16 protein-coding genes are annotated in these 14686 nt (G+C 55.5%); 12 read left to right on the top strand and 4 right to left on the bottom strand.

Annotated elements, in window-relative coordinates:
* Window positions 1–2: 2 nt before the first annotated feature.
* Window positions 3–1871: an amidohydrolase gene (locus ABLU86_RS00725; RefSeq protein WP_047466664.1), complete on the top strand. Its 1869-nt coding sequence runs from the start codon at window positions 3–5 to the stop codon at window positions 1869–1871.
* A 102-nt stretch (window positions 1872–1973) separates the two neighbouring features.
* Here the strand turns inward: ABLU86_RS00725 and ABLU86_RS00730 are convergent, their stop codons facing one another.
* Together ABLU86_RS00730 and acpH are read right to left on the bottom strand one after the other, a co-directional pair.
* Complete coding sequence (locus tag ABLU86_RS00730; protein WP_015368004.1) at window positions 1974–2576, bottom strand: peroxiredoxin; 603 nt, start codon at window positions 2574–2576, stop codon at window positions 1974–1976.
* A gap of 169 nt (window positions 2577–2745) precedes the next feature.
* Window positions 2746–3327 carry an ACP phosphodiesterase gene (acpH, locus tag ABLU86_RS00735; RefSeq protein ID WP_015704556.1) on the bottom strand — a complete coding sequence of 194 codons (582 nt, stop codon included), beginning with the start codon at window positions 3325–3327 and terminating at the stop codon, window positions 2746–2748.
* A 150-nt stretch (window positions 3328–3477) separates the two neighbouring features.
* Between acpH and queA the strand changes: the two genes are divergently transcribed.
* The 7 genes from queA to ABLU86_RS00770 all read left to right on the top strand — a co-directional run bounded on the left by queA (window position 3478) and on the right by ABLU86_RS00770 (window position 10204).
* Window positions 3478–4542: a tRNA preQ1(34) S-adenosylmethionine ribosyltransferase-isomerase QueA gene (gene queA / locus ABLU86_RS00740; protein WP_015368002.1), complete on the top strand. Its 1065-nt coding sequence runs from the start codon at window positions 3478–3480 to the stop codon at window positions 4540–4542.
* A gap of 108 nt (window positions 4543–4650) precedes the next feature.
* Window positions 4651–5778, top strand: coding sequence for a tRNA guanosine(34) transglycosylase Tgt (gene tgt, locus ABLU86_RS00745; RefSeq protein ID WP_015368001.1), 1128 nt, complete (start codon window positions 4651–4653; stop codon window positions 5776–5778).
* A gap of 22 nt (window positions 5779–5800) precedes the next feature.
* Window positions 5801–6133, top strand: a complete 333-nt coding sequence (yajC, locus tag ABLU86_RS00750; RefSeq protein WP_003859109.1) for a preprotein translocase subunit YajC — start codon at window positions 5801–5803, stop codon at window positions 6131–6133.
* Between the two features lie 26 nt (window positions 6134–6159).
* Window positions 6160–8007, top strand: a complete 1848-nt coding sequence (gene secD, locus ABLU86_RS00755; RefSeq protein ID WP_015704558.1) for a protein translocase subunit SecD — start codon at window positions 6160–6162, stop codon at window positions 8005–8007.
* A gap of 10 nt (window positions 8008–8017) precedes the next feature.
* On the top strand, window positions 8018–8989 hold the full coding sequence (gene secF, locus ABLU86_RS00760; RefSeq protein WP_015367999.1) for a protein translocase subunit SecF: 972 nt from the start codon (window positions 8018–8020) through the stop codon (window positions 8987–8989).
* A 135-nt stretch (window positions 8990–9124) separates the two neighbouring features.
* On the top strand, window positions 9125–9490 hold the full coding sequence (locus ABLU86_RS00765) for a VOC family protein (protein ID WP_015704559.1): 366 nt from the start codon (window positions 9125–9127) through the stop codon (window positions 9488–9490).
* Window positions 9491–9514: 24 nt separating this feature from the next.
* Window positions 9515–10204 (top strand): YafY family protein, encoded by a 690-nt coding sequence (locus ABLU86_RS00770; RefSeq protein WP_020079501.1) that lies wholly within the window; start codon window positions 9515–9517, stop codon window positions 10202–10204.
* A gap of 56 nt (window positions 10205–10260) precedes the next feature.
* Here ABLU86_RS00770 and ABLU86_RS00775 read toward each other — a convergent pair whose 3' ends face one another.
* A complete protein-coding gene (locus ABLU86_RS00775; RefSeq protein ID WP_015367996.1) occupies window positions 10261–11145 on the bottom strand; it encodes a nucleoside-specific channel-forming protein Tsx in 885 nt (294 codons plus the stop codon).
* 300 nt (window positions 11146–11445) lie between these two features.
* Entirely contained in the window at window positions 11446–11985 is a 540-nt protein-coding gene (locus tag ABLU86_RS00780; protein ID WP_015367995.1) for a DUF3251 domain-containing protein, read from the bottom strand.
* A gap of 147 nt (window positions 11986–12132) precedes the next feature.
* Between ABLU86_RS00780 and nrdR the strand changes: the two genes are divergently transcribed.
* From nrdR to nusB, 4 genes are all read left to right on the top strand, one after another.
* Window positions 12133–12582, top strand: coding sequence for a transcriptional regulator NrdR (gene nrdR / locus ABLU86_RS00785; protein ID WP_002890417.1), 450 nt, complete (start codon window positions 12133–12135; stop codon window positions 12580–12582).
* Between the two features lie 3 nt (window positions 12583–12585).
* On the top strand, window positions 12586–13689 hold the full coding sequence (gene ribD, locus ABLU86_RS00790) for a bifunctional diaminohydroxyphosphoribosylaminopyrimidine deaminase/5-amino-6-(5-phosphoribosylamino)uracil reductase RibD (RefSeq protein ID WP_015704561.1): 1104 nt from the start codon (window positions 12586–12588) through the stop codon (window positions 13687–13689).
* A gap of 86 nt (window positions 13690–13775) precedes the next feature.
* Entirely contained in the window at window positions 13776–14246 is a 471-nt protein-coding gene (gene ribE / locus ABLU86_RS00795; protein WP_001021161.1) for a 6,7-dimethyl-8-ribityllumazine synthase, read from the top strand.
* A gap of 20 nt (window positions 14247–14266) precedes the next feature.
* A complete protein-coding gene (gene nusB, locus ABLU86_RS00800; RefSeq protein ID WP_063443369.1) occupies window positions 14267–14686 on the top strand; it encodes a transcription antitermination factor NusB in 420 nt (139 codons plus the stop codon).

Here is a 14686-nt window from a genome sequence, read left to right on the forward strand (position 1 = left end):
TTATGTCGCAAACTGCCACACTGATTCTGACCCACGGTCAGATTCATACACTCGACCGCGCGAACCCACTGGCGGAAGCCGTGGCCATCGCCGATGGAAAAATTCTCGCGACCGGAAGCCACGATCGAATCATGACGTTCGCCGCCGAGGGGACGCAAATTGTCGATCTTAAAGGCCATACGGTGATCCCAGGTCTTAACGACTCCCACCTGCACCTGATTCGTGGCGGCCTGAACTATAACCTCGAGCTGCGCTGGGAAGGCGTGCCATCGCTGGCGGATGCGCTGCGTATGCTAAAAGATCAGGCCGATCGTACGCCGTCGCCGCAGTGGGTGAGGGTGGTCGGCGGCTGGAGCGAATTCCAGTTTGCCGAACGCCGCATGCCGACGCTGGAAGAGCTGAATGAAGCGGCGCCTGACACGCCGGTATTCGTGCTGCATCTGTACGATCGCGCGCTGCTTAACCGCGCGGCGCTGAAAGCCGTTGGCTATACCAAAGAGACGCCGGACCCGGCGGGCGGTGAGATCGTTCGCGATAACAACGGCAACCCGACCGGGATGCTGATCGCCAAGCCTAATGCCATGATCCTGTATGCGACGCTGGCCAAAGGACCGAAGCTGCCGCTTGAGCTGCAGGTCAACTCCACGCGCCAGTTTATGCGCGAACTGAACCGTTTAGGATTAACCAGCGCCATCGATGCCGGCGGTGGTTTCCAGAACTACCCGGAAGATTACGAAATTATCGAGCAACTGCACGCCAAAGAGCAGATGACCGTGCGTATCGCCTATAACCTCTTTACCCAGCGGCCGAAGCAGGAGCTGGAAGATTTCGAGCGCTGGACCGACATGCTGAAGCCGGGGCAGGGCACCGATTTCTACCGTGCCAACGGCGCTGGTGAAATGCTGGTCTTCTCGGCGGCGGATTTTGAAGATTTCCTGCAGCCGCGGCCGGATCTGCCGCAAGGCATGGAAGATGAGCTGGAGCGGGTGGTGCGTCATCTGGTGGAACACCGCTGGCCTTTCCGTCTGCATGCCACCTACGATGAGTCGATTAGCCGAATGCTGGATGTGTTCGAGAAGGTGAACCGCGATATTCCGTTTAACGGCCTGCACTGGTTCTTCGATCACGCCGAGACCATCACCGAACGTAATATTGAACGCGTGAAGGCGCTAGGCGGCGGTATCGCGGTGCAGCACCGGATGGCTTTCCAGGGCGAGTATTTCGTCGATCGCTACGGCAAAGAGGCGGTGAAACATACGCCGCCGGTGGCGAAAATGCTGGAACTGGACGTACCGGTAGGCTTGGGTACCGATGCGACCCGCGTCGCCAGTTATAACCCGTGGACCGCGCTGTACTGGCTGGTTTCCGGACGTACCGTCGGCGGCATGGCGATGTACGACGATAACAACCGTTTGCCGCGCGACGTCGCCCTTGAGCTATGGACCGCCGGTAGCGCATGGTTCTCCAGCGAGCAGGGTAAAAAAGGACGCATTGAGAAAGGGCAACTGGCTGACCTGGTGGTGCTGTCAAAAGACTACTTCAGCGTTGCGGAAGAGGAAATTAAAGGTATTGAGTCGGTATTGACCGTCGTTGATGGCAAGGTGGTGTACGCGGCCGGCCATTTCTCGCCGCTGGCGCCGCCGCCAATTCCGGTATTGCCGGAGTGGTCGCCGGTGGTAAAAGTGCCAGGGCATTATCGCTCGGCGCCGCCTGCGGCCGCGAAGATTGGCGCGGTGGTGCAGATGCACCAGTGCTGCGGCAGCTGCGGCGTGCACGGACATCAGCATGATATTGCGCGCAAGTCGTCGATTCCGGTGGCGGATGAGCAGGCTTTCTGGGGCGTATTAGGCTGTTCTTGCTTCGCGTTCTGATACTTTTGCCCGGTGGCGCTGCGCTTATCGGGCTCACAGCGAATATAACAGGCACAAAAAAGGCTCGCATTTGCGAGCCTTTTTATGGAAACGTCTAGCCGATTACAGGCTGGATACGTTTTCGGTCAGGTATTTAGCTACGCCTTCCGGAGAAGCGGCCATACCTTCTTTTCCTTTTTCCCACTGAGCCGGGCAAACTTCACCGTGCTCTTCGTGGAACTGCAGCGCGTCAACCATACGCAGCATTTCGTCGATGTTACGGCCCAGCGGCAGGTCGTTAACAACCTGGTGGCGAACGATGCCGTTAGCGTCGATCAGGAAGGAACCACGCAGCGCAACGCCTTCGTCCGGATGCTCGATGCCGTAAGCTTTCTGAATTTCACGTTTGATGTCGGCAACCATCGCGTATTTAACCGGGCCAATACCGCCCTGGTCTACCGGGGTGTTACGCCATGCGTTGTGAACGAACTCGGAGTCAAAGGAAACGCCAACCACTTCTACGCCGCGTTTCTGGAATTCTTCGTAGCGCTTGTCGAAAGCGATCAGTTCAGACGGGCAAACGAAAGTGAAGTCCATTGGCCAGAAGAACAGGACGGTAGCTTTACCGTTGGTGTGCTGTTTGAAGTTGAATTTCTCAACGATTTCGCCGTTACCTAATACTGCTGCAGCGGTAAAGTCCGGAGCCTGACGAGTAACCAGAACCATATGATTCTCCTGTTATTACTAAGGTTAATTGGAACGCAACGCGGGCCAGTATAGGCAGAGGCGGGCAGGAACTCAATGCGGCGCTGACAATCGATGAGATAGGTTTTGCCTATTGATAATTATTCAATAGCGCTTTCAGAATAATCGTTTTGTGAGAAAGCGCAAGGTTTTACAGCGTTCTCTTTTTCGCCTGCTCCATCATTCGCGGATAAAAACGCCAGAATTGCTGCTCCAGTTGCCCATAGTGGTTATCAAGGTCGTACCATGAATCACGCAGCGCATCGAGGCGCGGGCGGCGACTGGCCATACCGTTCAGGACGCGCTGAATGAATTCCATATCCTGATAACGTTCCAGCCAGCGCTCGGACCACATATATTCGTTGAGATTAACAAAGCGCGGCGGCGAATCCGGCAGAATTTGCGCTACCTGCGCGTGGGCGTAGCGCACAAACTCGTTTAGCGGCAGATCCGGCGACAGCTGCGCCCAGTGATGCGACAGGAAATGATCCCACATGACGTCGAGGGAAATTGGCGCGACGCGGCGGGTCTCGGGGCGAAACCATTCGCGCGCCGTTTTAACTTCCGCCAGATTGTCGGTCATTACATCTATACGCCGATGCATATAAATGCCGTCAACCACATCCGCAGGATACTCGCCCTGCGGGTTACCGCGGACAAAATCGGCCAGCAGGTTGCCCGGCAGCGAGCTATCCGCAAGATGGGCGAGGTGTAAATGCGCGAGAAAATTCATATCGACTTCAATCCTTCACACGGTCATGCCGTTCTTGCTGGTTAATCATGATATTCCGCTATTATATCCAGCGTTGAATAGGGTAACGGTTGCAGGAAGACCCGCCCGGCACTAGACTACCCGCCTCTTTATTTAGTCTGAGTCATCGTCATGCGCGTTACCGATTTTTCCTTTGAATTACCTGAATCCCTGATTGCTCACTATCCGCAGCCGGAGCGCAGTAGCTGCCGCTTGCTGTCGCTGGACGGGCCGACGGGCGCGCTGACGCACGGTACTTTCACCGATCTGCTCGATAAGCTCAACCCTGGCGATCTGCTGGTCTTTAACAACACCCGGGTGATCCCGGCGCGTCTGTTTGGCCGTAAAGCCAGCGGCGGCAAGATTGAAGTGCTGGTTGAGCGCATGCTGGATGATAAACGTATTCTGGCACATATTCGCGCCTCTAAAGCGCCGAAACCGGGGGCGGAGCTGCTGTTAGGCGATGATGAAAGCATTAACGCCACAATGCTGGCGCGCCACGGCGCACTGTTTGAAGTTGAGTTCAACGATGAGCGCCCGGTGCTCGATATTCTGAACAGCATCGGTCATATGCCGCTGCCGCCGTATATCGACCGCCCGGACGAAGACGCCGATCGCGAGCTGTACCAGACAGTTTACGGCACCAAGCCGGGCGCGGTCGCCGCGCCGACCGCCGGCCTGCATTTTGACGACCCGCTGCTGGAAAAACTGCGCGCTAAAGGCATTGAGATGGCGTTTGTGACGCTGCACGTTGGCGCGGGGACCTTCCAGCCGGTGCGCGTCGACAGCATCGAAGAGCACATCATGCACTCAGAATATGCGGAGGTGCCGCAGGATGTGGTTGATGCGGTTCTGGCGGCGAAAGCGCGCGGTAACCGCGTCATCGCCGTCGGCACCACTTCCGTGCGTTCGCTGGAAAGCGCGGCGCAGGCGGCTAAAAATGGCCTGATTGAGCCGTTCTTTGCCGATACGCAGATCTTTATCTATCCGGGATATCAGTACAAAGTCATCGATGCGCTGGTGACTAACTTCCATCTCCCTGAATCCACACTGATTATGTTGGTCTCCGCTTTCGCTGGCTATCAGCACACCATGAACGCCTATAAGGCTGCGGTAGAACAAAAATATCGCTTTTTTAGCTACGGGGACGCGATGTTTATCACGTACAATCCGCAGGCTATTTCTGAGCGTCCCTAAAAAGGCCGGCACGCCGGCTTTCTGACGCCTTGACGCATTTTTTAGCCACGGAATCATTCCGTGGCGAGTATTTAAACGTCGGACTGTTTTTCTGACGCAGGAGCAATAATGAAATTTGAACTTGATACCACCGATGGCCGCGCGCGTCGCGGCCGTTTGGTGTTTGATCGCGGCGTGGTTGAAACGCCAGCCTTTATGCCCGTTGGTACCTACGGCACCGTCAAAGGGATGACGCCGGAAGAAGTTGAAGCCACCGGCGCGCAAATCATCCTCGGCAACACCTTCCACCTCTGGCTGCGCCCGGGCCAGGAAATCATGAAGCTGCACGGCGACCTGCATGATTTCATGCAGTGGAAAGGGCCGATCCTCACCGATTCCGGCGGTTTCCAGGTCTTCAGCCTTGGCGATATCCGTAAGATCACCGAGCAGGGCGTGCACTTCCGCAATCCGATCAACGGCGATCCGATTTTCCTCGATCCGGAAAAATCGATGGAGATTCAGTACGATCTCGGTTCCGATATCGTAATGATCTTCGACGAATGTACGCCGTACCCGGCAGACTGGGATTACGCTAAGCGTTCGATGGAAATGTCTCTGCGCTGGGCCAAGCGCAGCCGCGACCGTTTCGATGGCCTCGGCAACAAAAACGCGCTCTTTGGCATCATTCAGGGTAGCGTTTACGAAGATTTACGAGATATCTCGGTGAAAGGTCTGGTAGAGATTGGCTTTGATGGCTACGCTGTCGGCGGTTTGGCTGTCGGCGAGCCGAAGGAAGACATGCACCGTATCCTGGAGCACGTTTGCCCGCAGATCCCGGCAGATAAACCGCGATACCTGATGGGCGTCGGGAAACCGGAAGACCTGGTGGAAGGGGTACGTCGCGGCATCGATATGTTTGACTGCGTTATGCCGACGCGCAATGCGCGTAACGGCCATCTGTTCGTGACCGATGGCGTAGTGAAAATCCGCAACGCGAAGCATAAAAGCGATACATCGCCGCTGGATGCCGAGTGCGATTGCTATACGTGTCGCAATTATTCACGTGCTTACTTGCATCATCTTGATCGTTGCAACGAAATATTGGGCGCGCGCCTCAATACCATTCATAACCTGCGCTACTATCAGCGTTTAATGGCTGGTTTACGCAAGGCTATCGAAGAGGGTAAATTAGAGAGCTTCGTGACCGATTTTTACCAACGTCAGGGGCGTTCCGTTCCTCCTTTGAACGTTGATTAATTTTAATAATGAGGGAATTTCAATGAGCTTTTTTATTTCTGATGCGGTAGCAGCAACCGGCGCGCCGGCGCAGGGCAGCCCAATGTCTCTGATTCTGATGCTGGTGGTGTTCGGTCTGATTTTTTACTTCATGATCCTGCGCCCACAGCAGAAACGTACTAAAGAGCACAAGAATCTGATGAACTCCATCGCCAAAGGTGATGAAGTCCTGACTAACGGCGGTCTGGTTGGTCGCGTGACTAAAGTCGCGGAAAACGGCTACATCGCTATCGCGCTGAACGATACCACCGAAGTGGTTATCAAACGTGACTTCGTAGCTGCCGTTCTGCCGAAAGGCACCATGAAGGCGCTGTAATTACCATTTTCCCTAAGGGAACTGCCGTGTTAAACCGTTATCCTTTGTGGAAGTACGTGATGCTGGTCGTCGTGATTATCGTCGGCCTGATTTACGCGCTTCCCAACCTGTATGGTGAGGATCCGGCTGTTCAAATCACTGGCGCGCGCGGCGTCGCCGCCAGTGAGCAAACGCTGATCCAGGTCCAGAAAACTTTACAAGAAGAAAAAATCACCGCGAAGTCTGTGGCACTGGAAGAGGGCGCAATTCTTGCGCGCTTCGACACCACCGACACTCAGCTGCGAGCGCGTGAAGCGCTGGTTAACCTGCTGGGTGACAAATACGTCGTGGCGCTAAACCTTGCTCCTGCTACCCCGCGCTGGCTGGCGGCGATGTATGCCGAGCCGATGAAGCTGGGTCTTGACCTGCGCGGTGGCGTGCACTTCCTGATGGAAGTGGACATGGACACCGCATTAGGCAAACTGCAGGAACAAAACATCGATAGCCTGCGCAGCGAGCTGCGTGACAAAGGCATTCCTTACTCTACCGTGCGTAAGGAAGACAACTACGGTCTGAGCATCGTCTTCCGCGACAGCGCGGCGCGCGACCAGGCTATCTCTTATCTCAGCCCGCGCCATCGCGATCTGGTTATTTCAAGCCAGGGGAACAATGCGCTGAAAGCGGTGATGACCGACGAACGTCTGAAAGAAGCCCGTGAATACGCCGTTCAGCAGAACATCAACATTCTGCGTAACCGTGTAAACCAGCTCGGCGTGGCCGAACCGCTGGTGCAGCGTCAGGGTTCCGACCGTATCGTGGTTGAACTGCCGGGTATCCAGGATACCGCGCGTGCGAAGGAAATCCTTGGCGCGACCGCGACGCTGGAATTCCGTCTGGTGAACACCAACGTCGATCAGTCCGCAGCCGCTTCTGGCCGCGTACCGGGCGATTCGGAAGTGAAAGATACCCGTGAAGGCCGTCCGGTGGTGCTGTATAAGCGCGTGATCCTGACCGGCGACCATATCACTGACTCCACTTCCAGCATGGACGAGTACAACCAGCCGCAGGTTAACATCTCGCTCGATAGCGCGGGTGGCAACATCATGTCTAACTTCACCAAGGACAATATCGGTAAACCGATGGCGACCCTGTTCGTGGAGTACAAAGACAGCGGTAAGAAAGATGCCAACGGTCGCGCTATCCTTGCGAAAGAGGAAGAGGTGATTAACATCGCCAATATCCAGTCTCGCCTTGGCAATAGCTTCCGTATCACCGGTATCAGCAACCCGACCGAAGCGCGTCAGCTTTCTCTGCTGCTGCGTGCGGGCGCCCTGATTGCGCCGATTCAGATCGTTGAAGAGCGTACTATCGGCCCAACTCTGGGTATGCAGAACATCAAGCAGGGCCTGGAAGCGTGTCTGGCCGGTCTGGTGGTCTCTATCCTGTTCATGATCTTCTTCTATAAGAAGTTCGGCCTGATTGCGACTTCCGCGCTGATTGCTAACCTGGTGCTGATTGTCGGCATTATGTCCCTGATTCCTGGGGCAACGCTGACCATGCCGGGTATCGCGGGTATCGTCTTAACCCTTGCGGTGGCGGTCGATGCTAACGTACTGATTAACGAGCGTATCAAAGAAGAGCTGAGCAACGGACGTACCGTTCAGCAGGCGATTGACGAAGGTTATAAGGGCGCATTTAGCTCTATCTTCGACGCCAACGTGACGACGCTAATTAAGGTTATCATCCTGTACGCGGTCGGTACCGGTGCCATTAAAGGGTTTGCGATTACTACCGGTATCGGTATCGCGACCTCAATGTTTACCGCTATCGTCGGCACCCGTGCCATCGTGAACCTGCTGTACGGCGGCAAGCGCGTGAAAAAGCTGTCTATCTGAGGAGTGCGTTGTGGCACAGGAATATACTGTTGAACAATTGAACCACGGCCGTAAAGTCTGGGACTTTATGCGCTGGGACTACTGGGCCTTCGGCATTTCAGGTTTTCTGCTGATTGTGTCGATCGCCATCATCGGCGTCCGCGGGTTTAACTGGGGTCTCGATTTCACCGGCGGTACGGTGATTGAAATTACCCTCGAAAAACCGGTTGATATGGACCAGCTGCGCGATTCGCTGCAGAAAGCGGGCTTTGAGGAGCCGCAGTTGCAGAACTTCGGCAGCAGCCGCGACATCATGGTGCGTATGCCGCCGGTACACGATGCCAACGGCAGCCAGGAGCTGGGCAGCAAAGTCGTTAACGTGATTAACGAATCGACCAGCCAAAGCGCGACGGTGAAACGTATTGAGTTCGTTGGCCCGAGCGTGGGCGCGGACCTTGCGCAAACCGGCGCTCTGGCGCTGATTGCGGCGCTGGTGTGTATCCTTATCTATGTCGGCTTCCGCTTTGAATGGCGACTGGCGGCAGGGGTCGTTATTGCACTGGCGCACGACGTAGTCATTACCATGGGCGTGCTGTCGTTGTTCCACATCGAGATTGACCTGACCATCGTCGCATCACTGATGTCGGTAATTGGTTACTCGTTGAACGATAGTATCGTGGTGTCGGACCGTATCCGTGAAAACTTCCGTAAGATCCGTCGCGGTACGCCGTACGAAATCTTTAACGTGTCGTTGACCCAGACGCTGCACCGTACCTTGATCACCTCCGGTACCACCCTGATGGTGATCCTGATGCTGTTCCTCTTCGGCGGCCCGATTCTGGAAGGCTTCTCGCTGACCATGCTGATCGGTGTATCCATCGGTACGGCATCTTCTATCTACGTCGCGTCCGCGCTGGCGTTGAAACTGGGCATGAAGCGCGAGCATCTGATCCAGCAGAAAGTCGAAAAAGAAGGGGCGGATCAGCCGTCCATTCTGCCGTAATACGGTTCAGTTGATATAAAGCAATCCCGGCCTCGATGGCCGGGATTTTTTTGCCTGCCTGAAACCTGCTGACAGTATGCTGTCAGGAGCCCTCTCGTACACTGCTTCTGAACTCACTAACGAGCAGGAGGAAGTATGAACAACGTGATTAACTGGTTTGAAATTCCGGTCGCTGATATGGATCGCGCCGTCGCGTTTTATGAGCCGGTAATGCAGGTGACGCTGCGTCGTGAAACCATGGATTGTGCGGACCTGGCCGTCTTCCCGCATCAGGATCCGGCCCCCGGCGGCGCGTTGGCTAAATTTGACGGTATCGCGCCATCGCCGCAGGGCGCTATTATTTATCTGCATACCGACAACCTGGCCGCCACGCTGGATCGTATCGCCTCGGCGGGAGGAGCGTGCGTATTTGGCCCGCTGGCGCTGCCGAATGATATTGGCACCATCGCCCTGTTTACCGACAGCGAAGGCAACCGCGTAGGTTTGCATCAACCGGTTTAACCTGACTATTTAGCGAAACGAGAAATGACCCGACGCGCCGACCGTTTATTTCAGATTGTACAGATCCTGCGCGGCAGGCGGCTAACCACCGCGGCGCTGCTGGCGGAGCGGTTGGGCGTGTCGGAGCGAACCGTCTATCGCGATATCCGCGACCTCTCGCTCTCCGGTGTACCGGTTGAGGGCGAGGCCGGGAGCGGTTATCGTCTGCTGGCGGGCTATGATCTGCCGCCGCTGATGCTGACCAGCAAAGAATCCGAAGCGCTAATCGCCGCGATTCGACTACTGAAGACCTGGGGCGGAGATGCGCTTTCGCAGTCGTTGGAGTCAGCTCAGGAAAAAATGCTGGCGATTTTGCCGGAAGACCGGCGGCGCAAAGCGGAGCAGACCCGGCTGTTTGCCCCTGACTTTGGCGCGCATCGTTATGCTAAAACCCATTTTGACGTTATCCATCAGGCCGTATCCAATCAGCAGGTGTTGCAGCTTCACTATCAGGATGAATCCGGTCAGGTAACGCGGCGTGAAGTGCTGCCGCTGGGGCTATTTTTCTGGGGGGAGCGTTGGCTGCTGGTGGCCTGGTGCGAACTGCGCAGTGATTATCGTAACTTTCGTCTCGATCGTTGTCTGGAGGTGAAGGTGATCGAACGTCGTTTCAGCGAGTGCGCCGACCGTTCACTGAGCGATTTCTTACGTAAGGTGAGATGTGAGGAGCGATAAAAAAACGCCCGGTAAGCGTAAAACGCGTCCCGGGCGCTGTCTTGCTGTATCAGCAATTAGAAGTTGTAACCGACAACGAAGTAGCCACCCCAGCCGGTAGAGCGAACGCTGAAGTCGCCGTCGCCGAAGTTCAGCTTAGCATCATCAGCCCACTGGCCGCCGTTATGGAAGTAACGCGCGACGATAGAGTAGTGCCAGTGCGCATAGTTCAGCGCCAGGATGTGGCTGGACGCGATAGAGTTGCTGGTACGCGCGTGCTTACCGTTCATATCGTAGAAGTTGTCGTCGCCAAGGTCAGAACCCCAGTCGAAGTTGGTGAAGCCAATATAGCTCAGCGAACCGCCCCACAGGTCGGTCAGCGGAACGAAGTATTTCACCTTGAAGCGGTAGCCGTCCCACTCGTTTTCGTTGGAGGCGCCGTAGTTCTGCCACTGGTATTTAGCATAGATATTCAGCGACAGGCTCATCGGCAGACCGGTATCGATGTCGGTACCCAGACCCATATACCAGGTGCTCTGCTCCTGAGAGTCGTTGCGGCCCATATCGTAGATATAGTTGTTCGCGAAGTACCACTCTTTGAACGGCCCGAAGCTCAGGTCGGTGTTGGTCAGCTTGTCGATAGAGAAACGCGGTTCGATCTCCATAAACAGCGGGGAGCCTTTGTTCCAGATACCTTTCGCCGTGCTGTTGCCGCCGAAGAAGACCGGCGCATCAATATAGCCGTAGAAATCAAACCAATCTTTTTTAGCAAACGCTTCGTATTCCAGATAGGTATCGTTACGGATCTGCGGTCCAAAACGAGTGTGGTAGCTACCGACCACGTTCACACTCTGGTGCCACCAATCAGACAGGTACTGCGGTTTTTCAGTTTCTGCCGCGCCAGCGGTGAAAGAAGCGGAAAGCGCCACAACAGCGCTCGCTGCCAGTAATGTTTTTTTCATGTTGATGCCACTGTTTAAATTAAGCCAAAAGGCGTTAAGAAAATTGCCGAAGCGTTGCTAAATATTTCGTCTTTCTGTGGGGGTCTATTATAGAAATCATTGCTCACAAAAATACGTGTTGTTTCACATAACCAGAACATGCGTAATCGATTGCGTTCACGATTCTATGCATTTCTTGACAAAATGCTACTGAAAATCGCCTTCAGGAGCGATTTCTAATGAACTCTTATGAAAAGTTGTAAATGGATAACTTCGATAGATGAAAAGCGGGCGCCGGGCCGTTTTGCCCGGCGTGAGCGCTTACTGCGCGCTGGCGGGTTGGATATCGTGGATACGAATAAAGCCGACTTTATCAGGCGTCACATTCAGGCGCAGCGGGATATCCACATCGCTGGGCGCCAGGATGCTGGCCGGGGCGCTAATCAGCTGATCCTGGACGTTGACTTCCTGATAGCTGTGGGTGGTGCCGGTAATCTGTCCGGAAGCGACGGTCGCGGTGAAGGCCGGGAGCGGATCGTTAGACTCGCCCTGGATGCGTAAGGTCAGGCGCGAACCGTCGCCATCTGGCGTAATGCTACCCACTGACATGCGCAGGGTGCCGATCTGGCTCTCCAGCCGCGCGGGGGTTTTGGCCTCCGGCAGCAGATAAACGCCGCGGGTTGATTTAGCATTCAGTGCGTTTTGCTGGGTGATTTTTATCGTTTGCTGATTCAGTTGGGTCATCTCTTTGCTCAGCGTACTGACGCTCTCGTTCATCTGACGAACTTCGCTTTGCTGGGCGCAGGCGGTAAGGGTGAACAGGCTGCCGATGATAGCCAGTTGTAGGTAACGTCTTGTCATGGTCAGGATTCCGTTTACAGAGGATGATTAATGGTAGCTAAACTGAATTGACCTACCATAGATCCTTTGTCTCAAAAGCTCTTTCTTTGTAGTCCGCTGACTTCAGGGTAAACTATCCTTCAGATTAACTACCTGTCAGGACGCGCCATGCATTGCCCTTTCTGTTTCGCCGTGGATACCAAAGTCATCGATTCTCGCCTGGTCGGCGAAGGCTCCTCCGTGCGTCGTCGTCGGCAGTGTCTGGTCTGCAATGAACGCTTTACCACTTTTGAAGTGGCTGAGCTGGTAATGCCGCGGGTGGTAAAAAGCAACGACGTGCGCGAACCTTTCAACGAAGACAAGCTGCGTAGCGGGATGTTGAAAGCGCTTGAAAAGCGCCCGGTCAGCGCCGATGACGTCGAAATGGCGGTAAATCACATTAAAACCCATCTGCGCGGCACCGGTGAGCGTGAAGTAGCGAGTAAAATGATCGGTAATCTGGTGATGGAGCAACTGAAGAAGCTCGATAAGGTCGCCTATATTCGCTTCGCTTCCGTCTATCGCAGTTTCGAAGATATTAAAGAGTTCGGCGAAGAAATCGCCCGTTTACAGGACTAAGCCATGCAGGACGAAATGTACATGGCGCGAGCGCTGAAGCTTGCCGCGCGCGGACGCTTTACTACCCATCCTAATCCCAACGTCGGCTGTGTGATTGTAAAAGACGGCGAGATCGTCGGCGAGGGCTTCCACTATCGGGCCGGCGAGCCGCACGCCGAAGTGCACGCGCTGCGTATGGCCGGCGATAAAGCCAAAGGCGCGACCGCCTACGTCACCCTGGAGCCCTGTAGCCACCATGGTCGCACGCCGCCGTGCTGCGACGCGCTGATCGCCGCAGGCGTGGCTCGCGTGGTAGCGGCAATGCAGGACCCGAATCCACAGGTGGCCGGTCGCGGCCTGTACCGCCTGCAGCAGGCCGGCATTGACGTCAGCCATGGGCTGATGATGAATGAAGCGGAAGCGCTGAATAAAGGTTTTCTCAAGCGGATGCGCACCGGTTTTCCGTGGATCCAGCTGAAGATGGGCGCTTCGCTTGATGGCCGTACGGCGATGGCCAGCGGTGAAAGTCAGTGGATCACCTCGCCACAGGCGCGACGCGACGTGCAGCGCCTGCGCGCGCAGAGCCACGCTATTCTCACCAGCAGCGCGACCGTGCTGGCGGATGATCCGGCGCTGACCGTGCGCTGGCAGGAGCTGAGCGCCGATACGCAGGCGCTCTATCCGCAGGAGAACCTGCGTCAGCCGCTGCGTATCGTCATCGATAGCCAAAACCGCGTCACGCCGGAGCATCGAATTATCCAGCAGCAAGGTGAAACCTTGTTCGCTCGCACCCATGCCGATGAACGTGCCTGGCCTGATAACGTGCGTACCCTGCTGGTGCCGGAGCATAACGGCCATCTCGACCTCGTGCTGCTAATGATGCAGCTCGGTAAACAGCAGGTGAACAGCATTTGGGTGGAAGCGGGGCCGACGCTGGCCGGCGCTTTGCTACAGGCCGGGCTGGTGGATGAGCTTATCGTCTATATTGCGCCTAAACTGTTAGGCAGTGACGCGCGCGGTTTATGCGCGCTGCCGGGGCTTGAGAAACTGAGCCAGGCCCCCCATTTCAAATTCAACGAGATACGTCAGGTCGGGCCCGATGTCTGCCTGCATTTAACGACTGCGTGATGTATTCCTAATATTAGGAAGCAGCGCCCAGAATATTATGATAAAATCCGCCCCCCTTGCGGGGCACATGAACCCGAAGGAAGAGTATGAACATTATTGAAGCTAACGTTGCTACCCCGGACGCTCGCGTCGCCATCACCATTGCGCGTTTCAACAACTTTATCAATGACAGCCTGCTGGAAGGCGCGATTGACGCCCTCAAGCGCATTGGTCAGGTAAAAGATGAAAACATCACCGTTGTTTGGGTACCAGGCGCGTATGAGCTGCCGCTGGCGGCTGGCGCACTGGCAAAAACCGGTAAATATGACGCGGTAATCGCGCTGGGTACGGTGATTCGCGGCGGTACCGCCCACTTTGAATATGTGGCTGGCGGTGCAAGCAATGGCCTGGCGCACGTCGCTCAGGACAGTGAAATCCCGGTAGCCTTCGGTGTTCTGACGACTGAAAGTATTGAACAAGCCATCGAACGCGCTGGCACTAAAGCCGGTAACAAAGGCGCAGAAGCCGCGCTGACCGCGCTGGAAATGATTAACGTATTGAAAGCCATCAAGGCCTGATTTTTTGTAAGGGGAATTCCGTGAAACCTGCTGCTCGTCGCCGCGCCCGTGAGTGTGCCGTCCAGGCGCTCTACTCCTGGCAGTTGTCCCAGAACGACATCGCTGATGTTGAATACCAGTTCCTGGCGGAACAGGATGTAAAAGATGTAGACATTCTGTATTTCCGTGAACTGCTGTCCGGAGTGGCGACTAACAGCGCGTATCTCGACGGTCTGATGAAGCCATACCTGTCACGTCAGCTGGAAGAGCTGGGGCAGGTAGAAAAAGCGGTACTGCGTATTGCGCTGTTTGAGCTGTCGAAGCGTGACGACGTGCCGTACAAAGTGGCTATCAACGAAGCTATCGAGCTGGCGAAAACCTTCGGCGCTGAAGATAGCCACAAGTTCGTCAACGGCGTGCTGGATAAAGCGGCCCCGGTAATCCGTCCCCGCAAAAAGTAA

Source organism: Klebsiella sp. JN_Kp121, from assembly GCF_040062145.1.
Lineage (GTDB): Bacteria > Pseudomonadota > Gammaproteobacteria > Enterobacterales > Enterobacteriaceae > Klebsiella > Klebsiella aerogenes.

What these genes read in the sequence shown, in the direction of transcription:
- ABLU86_RS00765 (WP_015704559.1), top strand. Translation starts at nt 9,125, where the DNA reads ATGAACAACGTGATTAACTGGTTTGAAATTCCGGTCGCTGATATGGAT.
- ABLU86_RS00775 (WP_015367996.1), bottom strand. Translation starts at nt 11,145, where the DNA reads ATGAAAAAAACATTACTGGCAGCGAGCGCTGTTGTGGCGCTTTCCGCT.
- ABLU86_RS00770 (WP_020079501.1), top strand. Translation starts at nt 9,515, where the DNA reads ATGACCCGACGCGCCGACCGTTTATTTCAGATTGTACAGATCCTGCGC.
- ABLU86_RS00730 (WP_015368004.1), bottom strand. Translation starts at nt 2,576, where the DNA reads ATGGTTCTGGTTACTCGTCAGGCTCCGGACTTTACCGCTGCAGCAGTA.
- ribE (WP_001021161.1), top strand. Translation starts at nt 13,776, where the DNA reads ATGAACATTATTGAAGCTAACGTTGCTACCCCGGACGCTCGCGTCGCC.
- ribD (WP_015704561.1), top strand. Translation starts at nt 12,586, where the DNA reads ATGCAGGACGAAATGTACATGGCGCGAGCGCTGAAGCTTGCCGCGCGC.
- nrdR (WP_002890417.1), top strand. Translation starts at nt 12,133, where the DNA reads ATGCATTGCCCTTTCTGTTTCGCCGTGGATACCAAAGTCATCGATTCT.
- acpH (WP_015704556.1), bottom strand. Translation starts at nt 3,327, where the DNA reads ATGAATTTTCTCGCGCATTTACACCTCGCCCATCTTGCGGATAGCTCG.
- tgt (WP_015368001.1), top strand. Translation starts at nt 4,651, where the DNA reads ATGAAATTTGAACTTGATACCACCGATGGCCGCGCGCGTCGCGGCCGT.
- yajC (WP_003859109.1), top strand. Translation starts at nt 5,801, where the DNA reads ATGAGCTTTTTTATTTCTGATGCGGTAGCAGCAACCGGCGCGCCGGCG.
- queA (WP_015368002.1), top strand. Translation starts at nt 3,478, where the DNA reads ATGCGCGTTACCGATTTTTCCTTTGAATTACCTGAATCCCTGATTGCT.
- ABLU86_RS00725 (WP_047466664.1), top strand. Translation starts at nt 3, where the DNA reads ATGTCGCAAACTGCCACACTGATTCTGACCCACGGTCAGATTCATACA.
- ABLU86_RS00780 (WP_015367995.1), bottom strand. Translation starts at nt 11,985, where the DNA reads ATGACAAGACGTTACCTACAACTGGCTATCATCGGCAGCCTGTTCACC.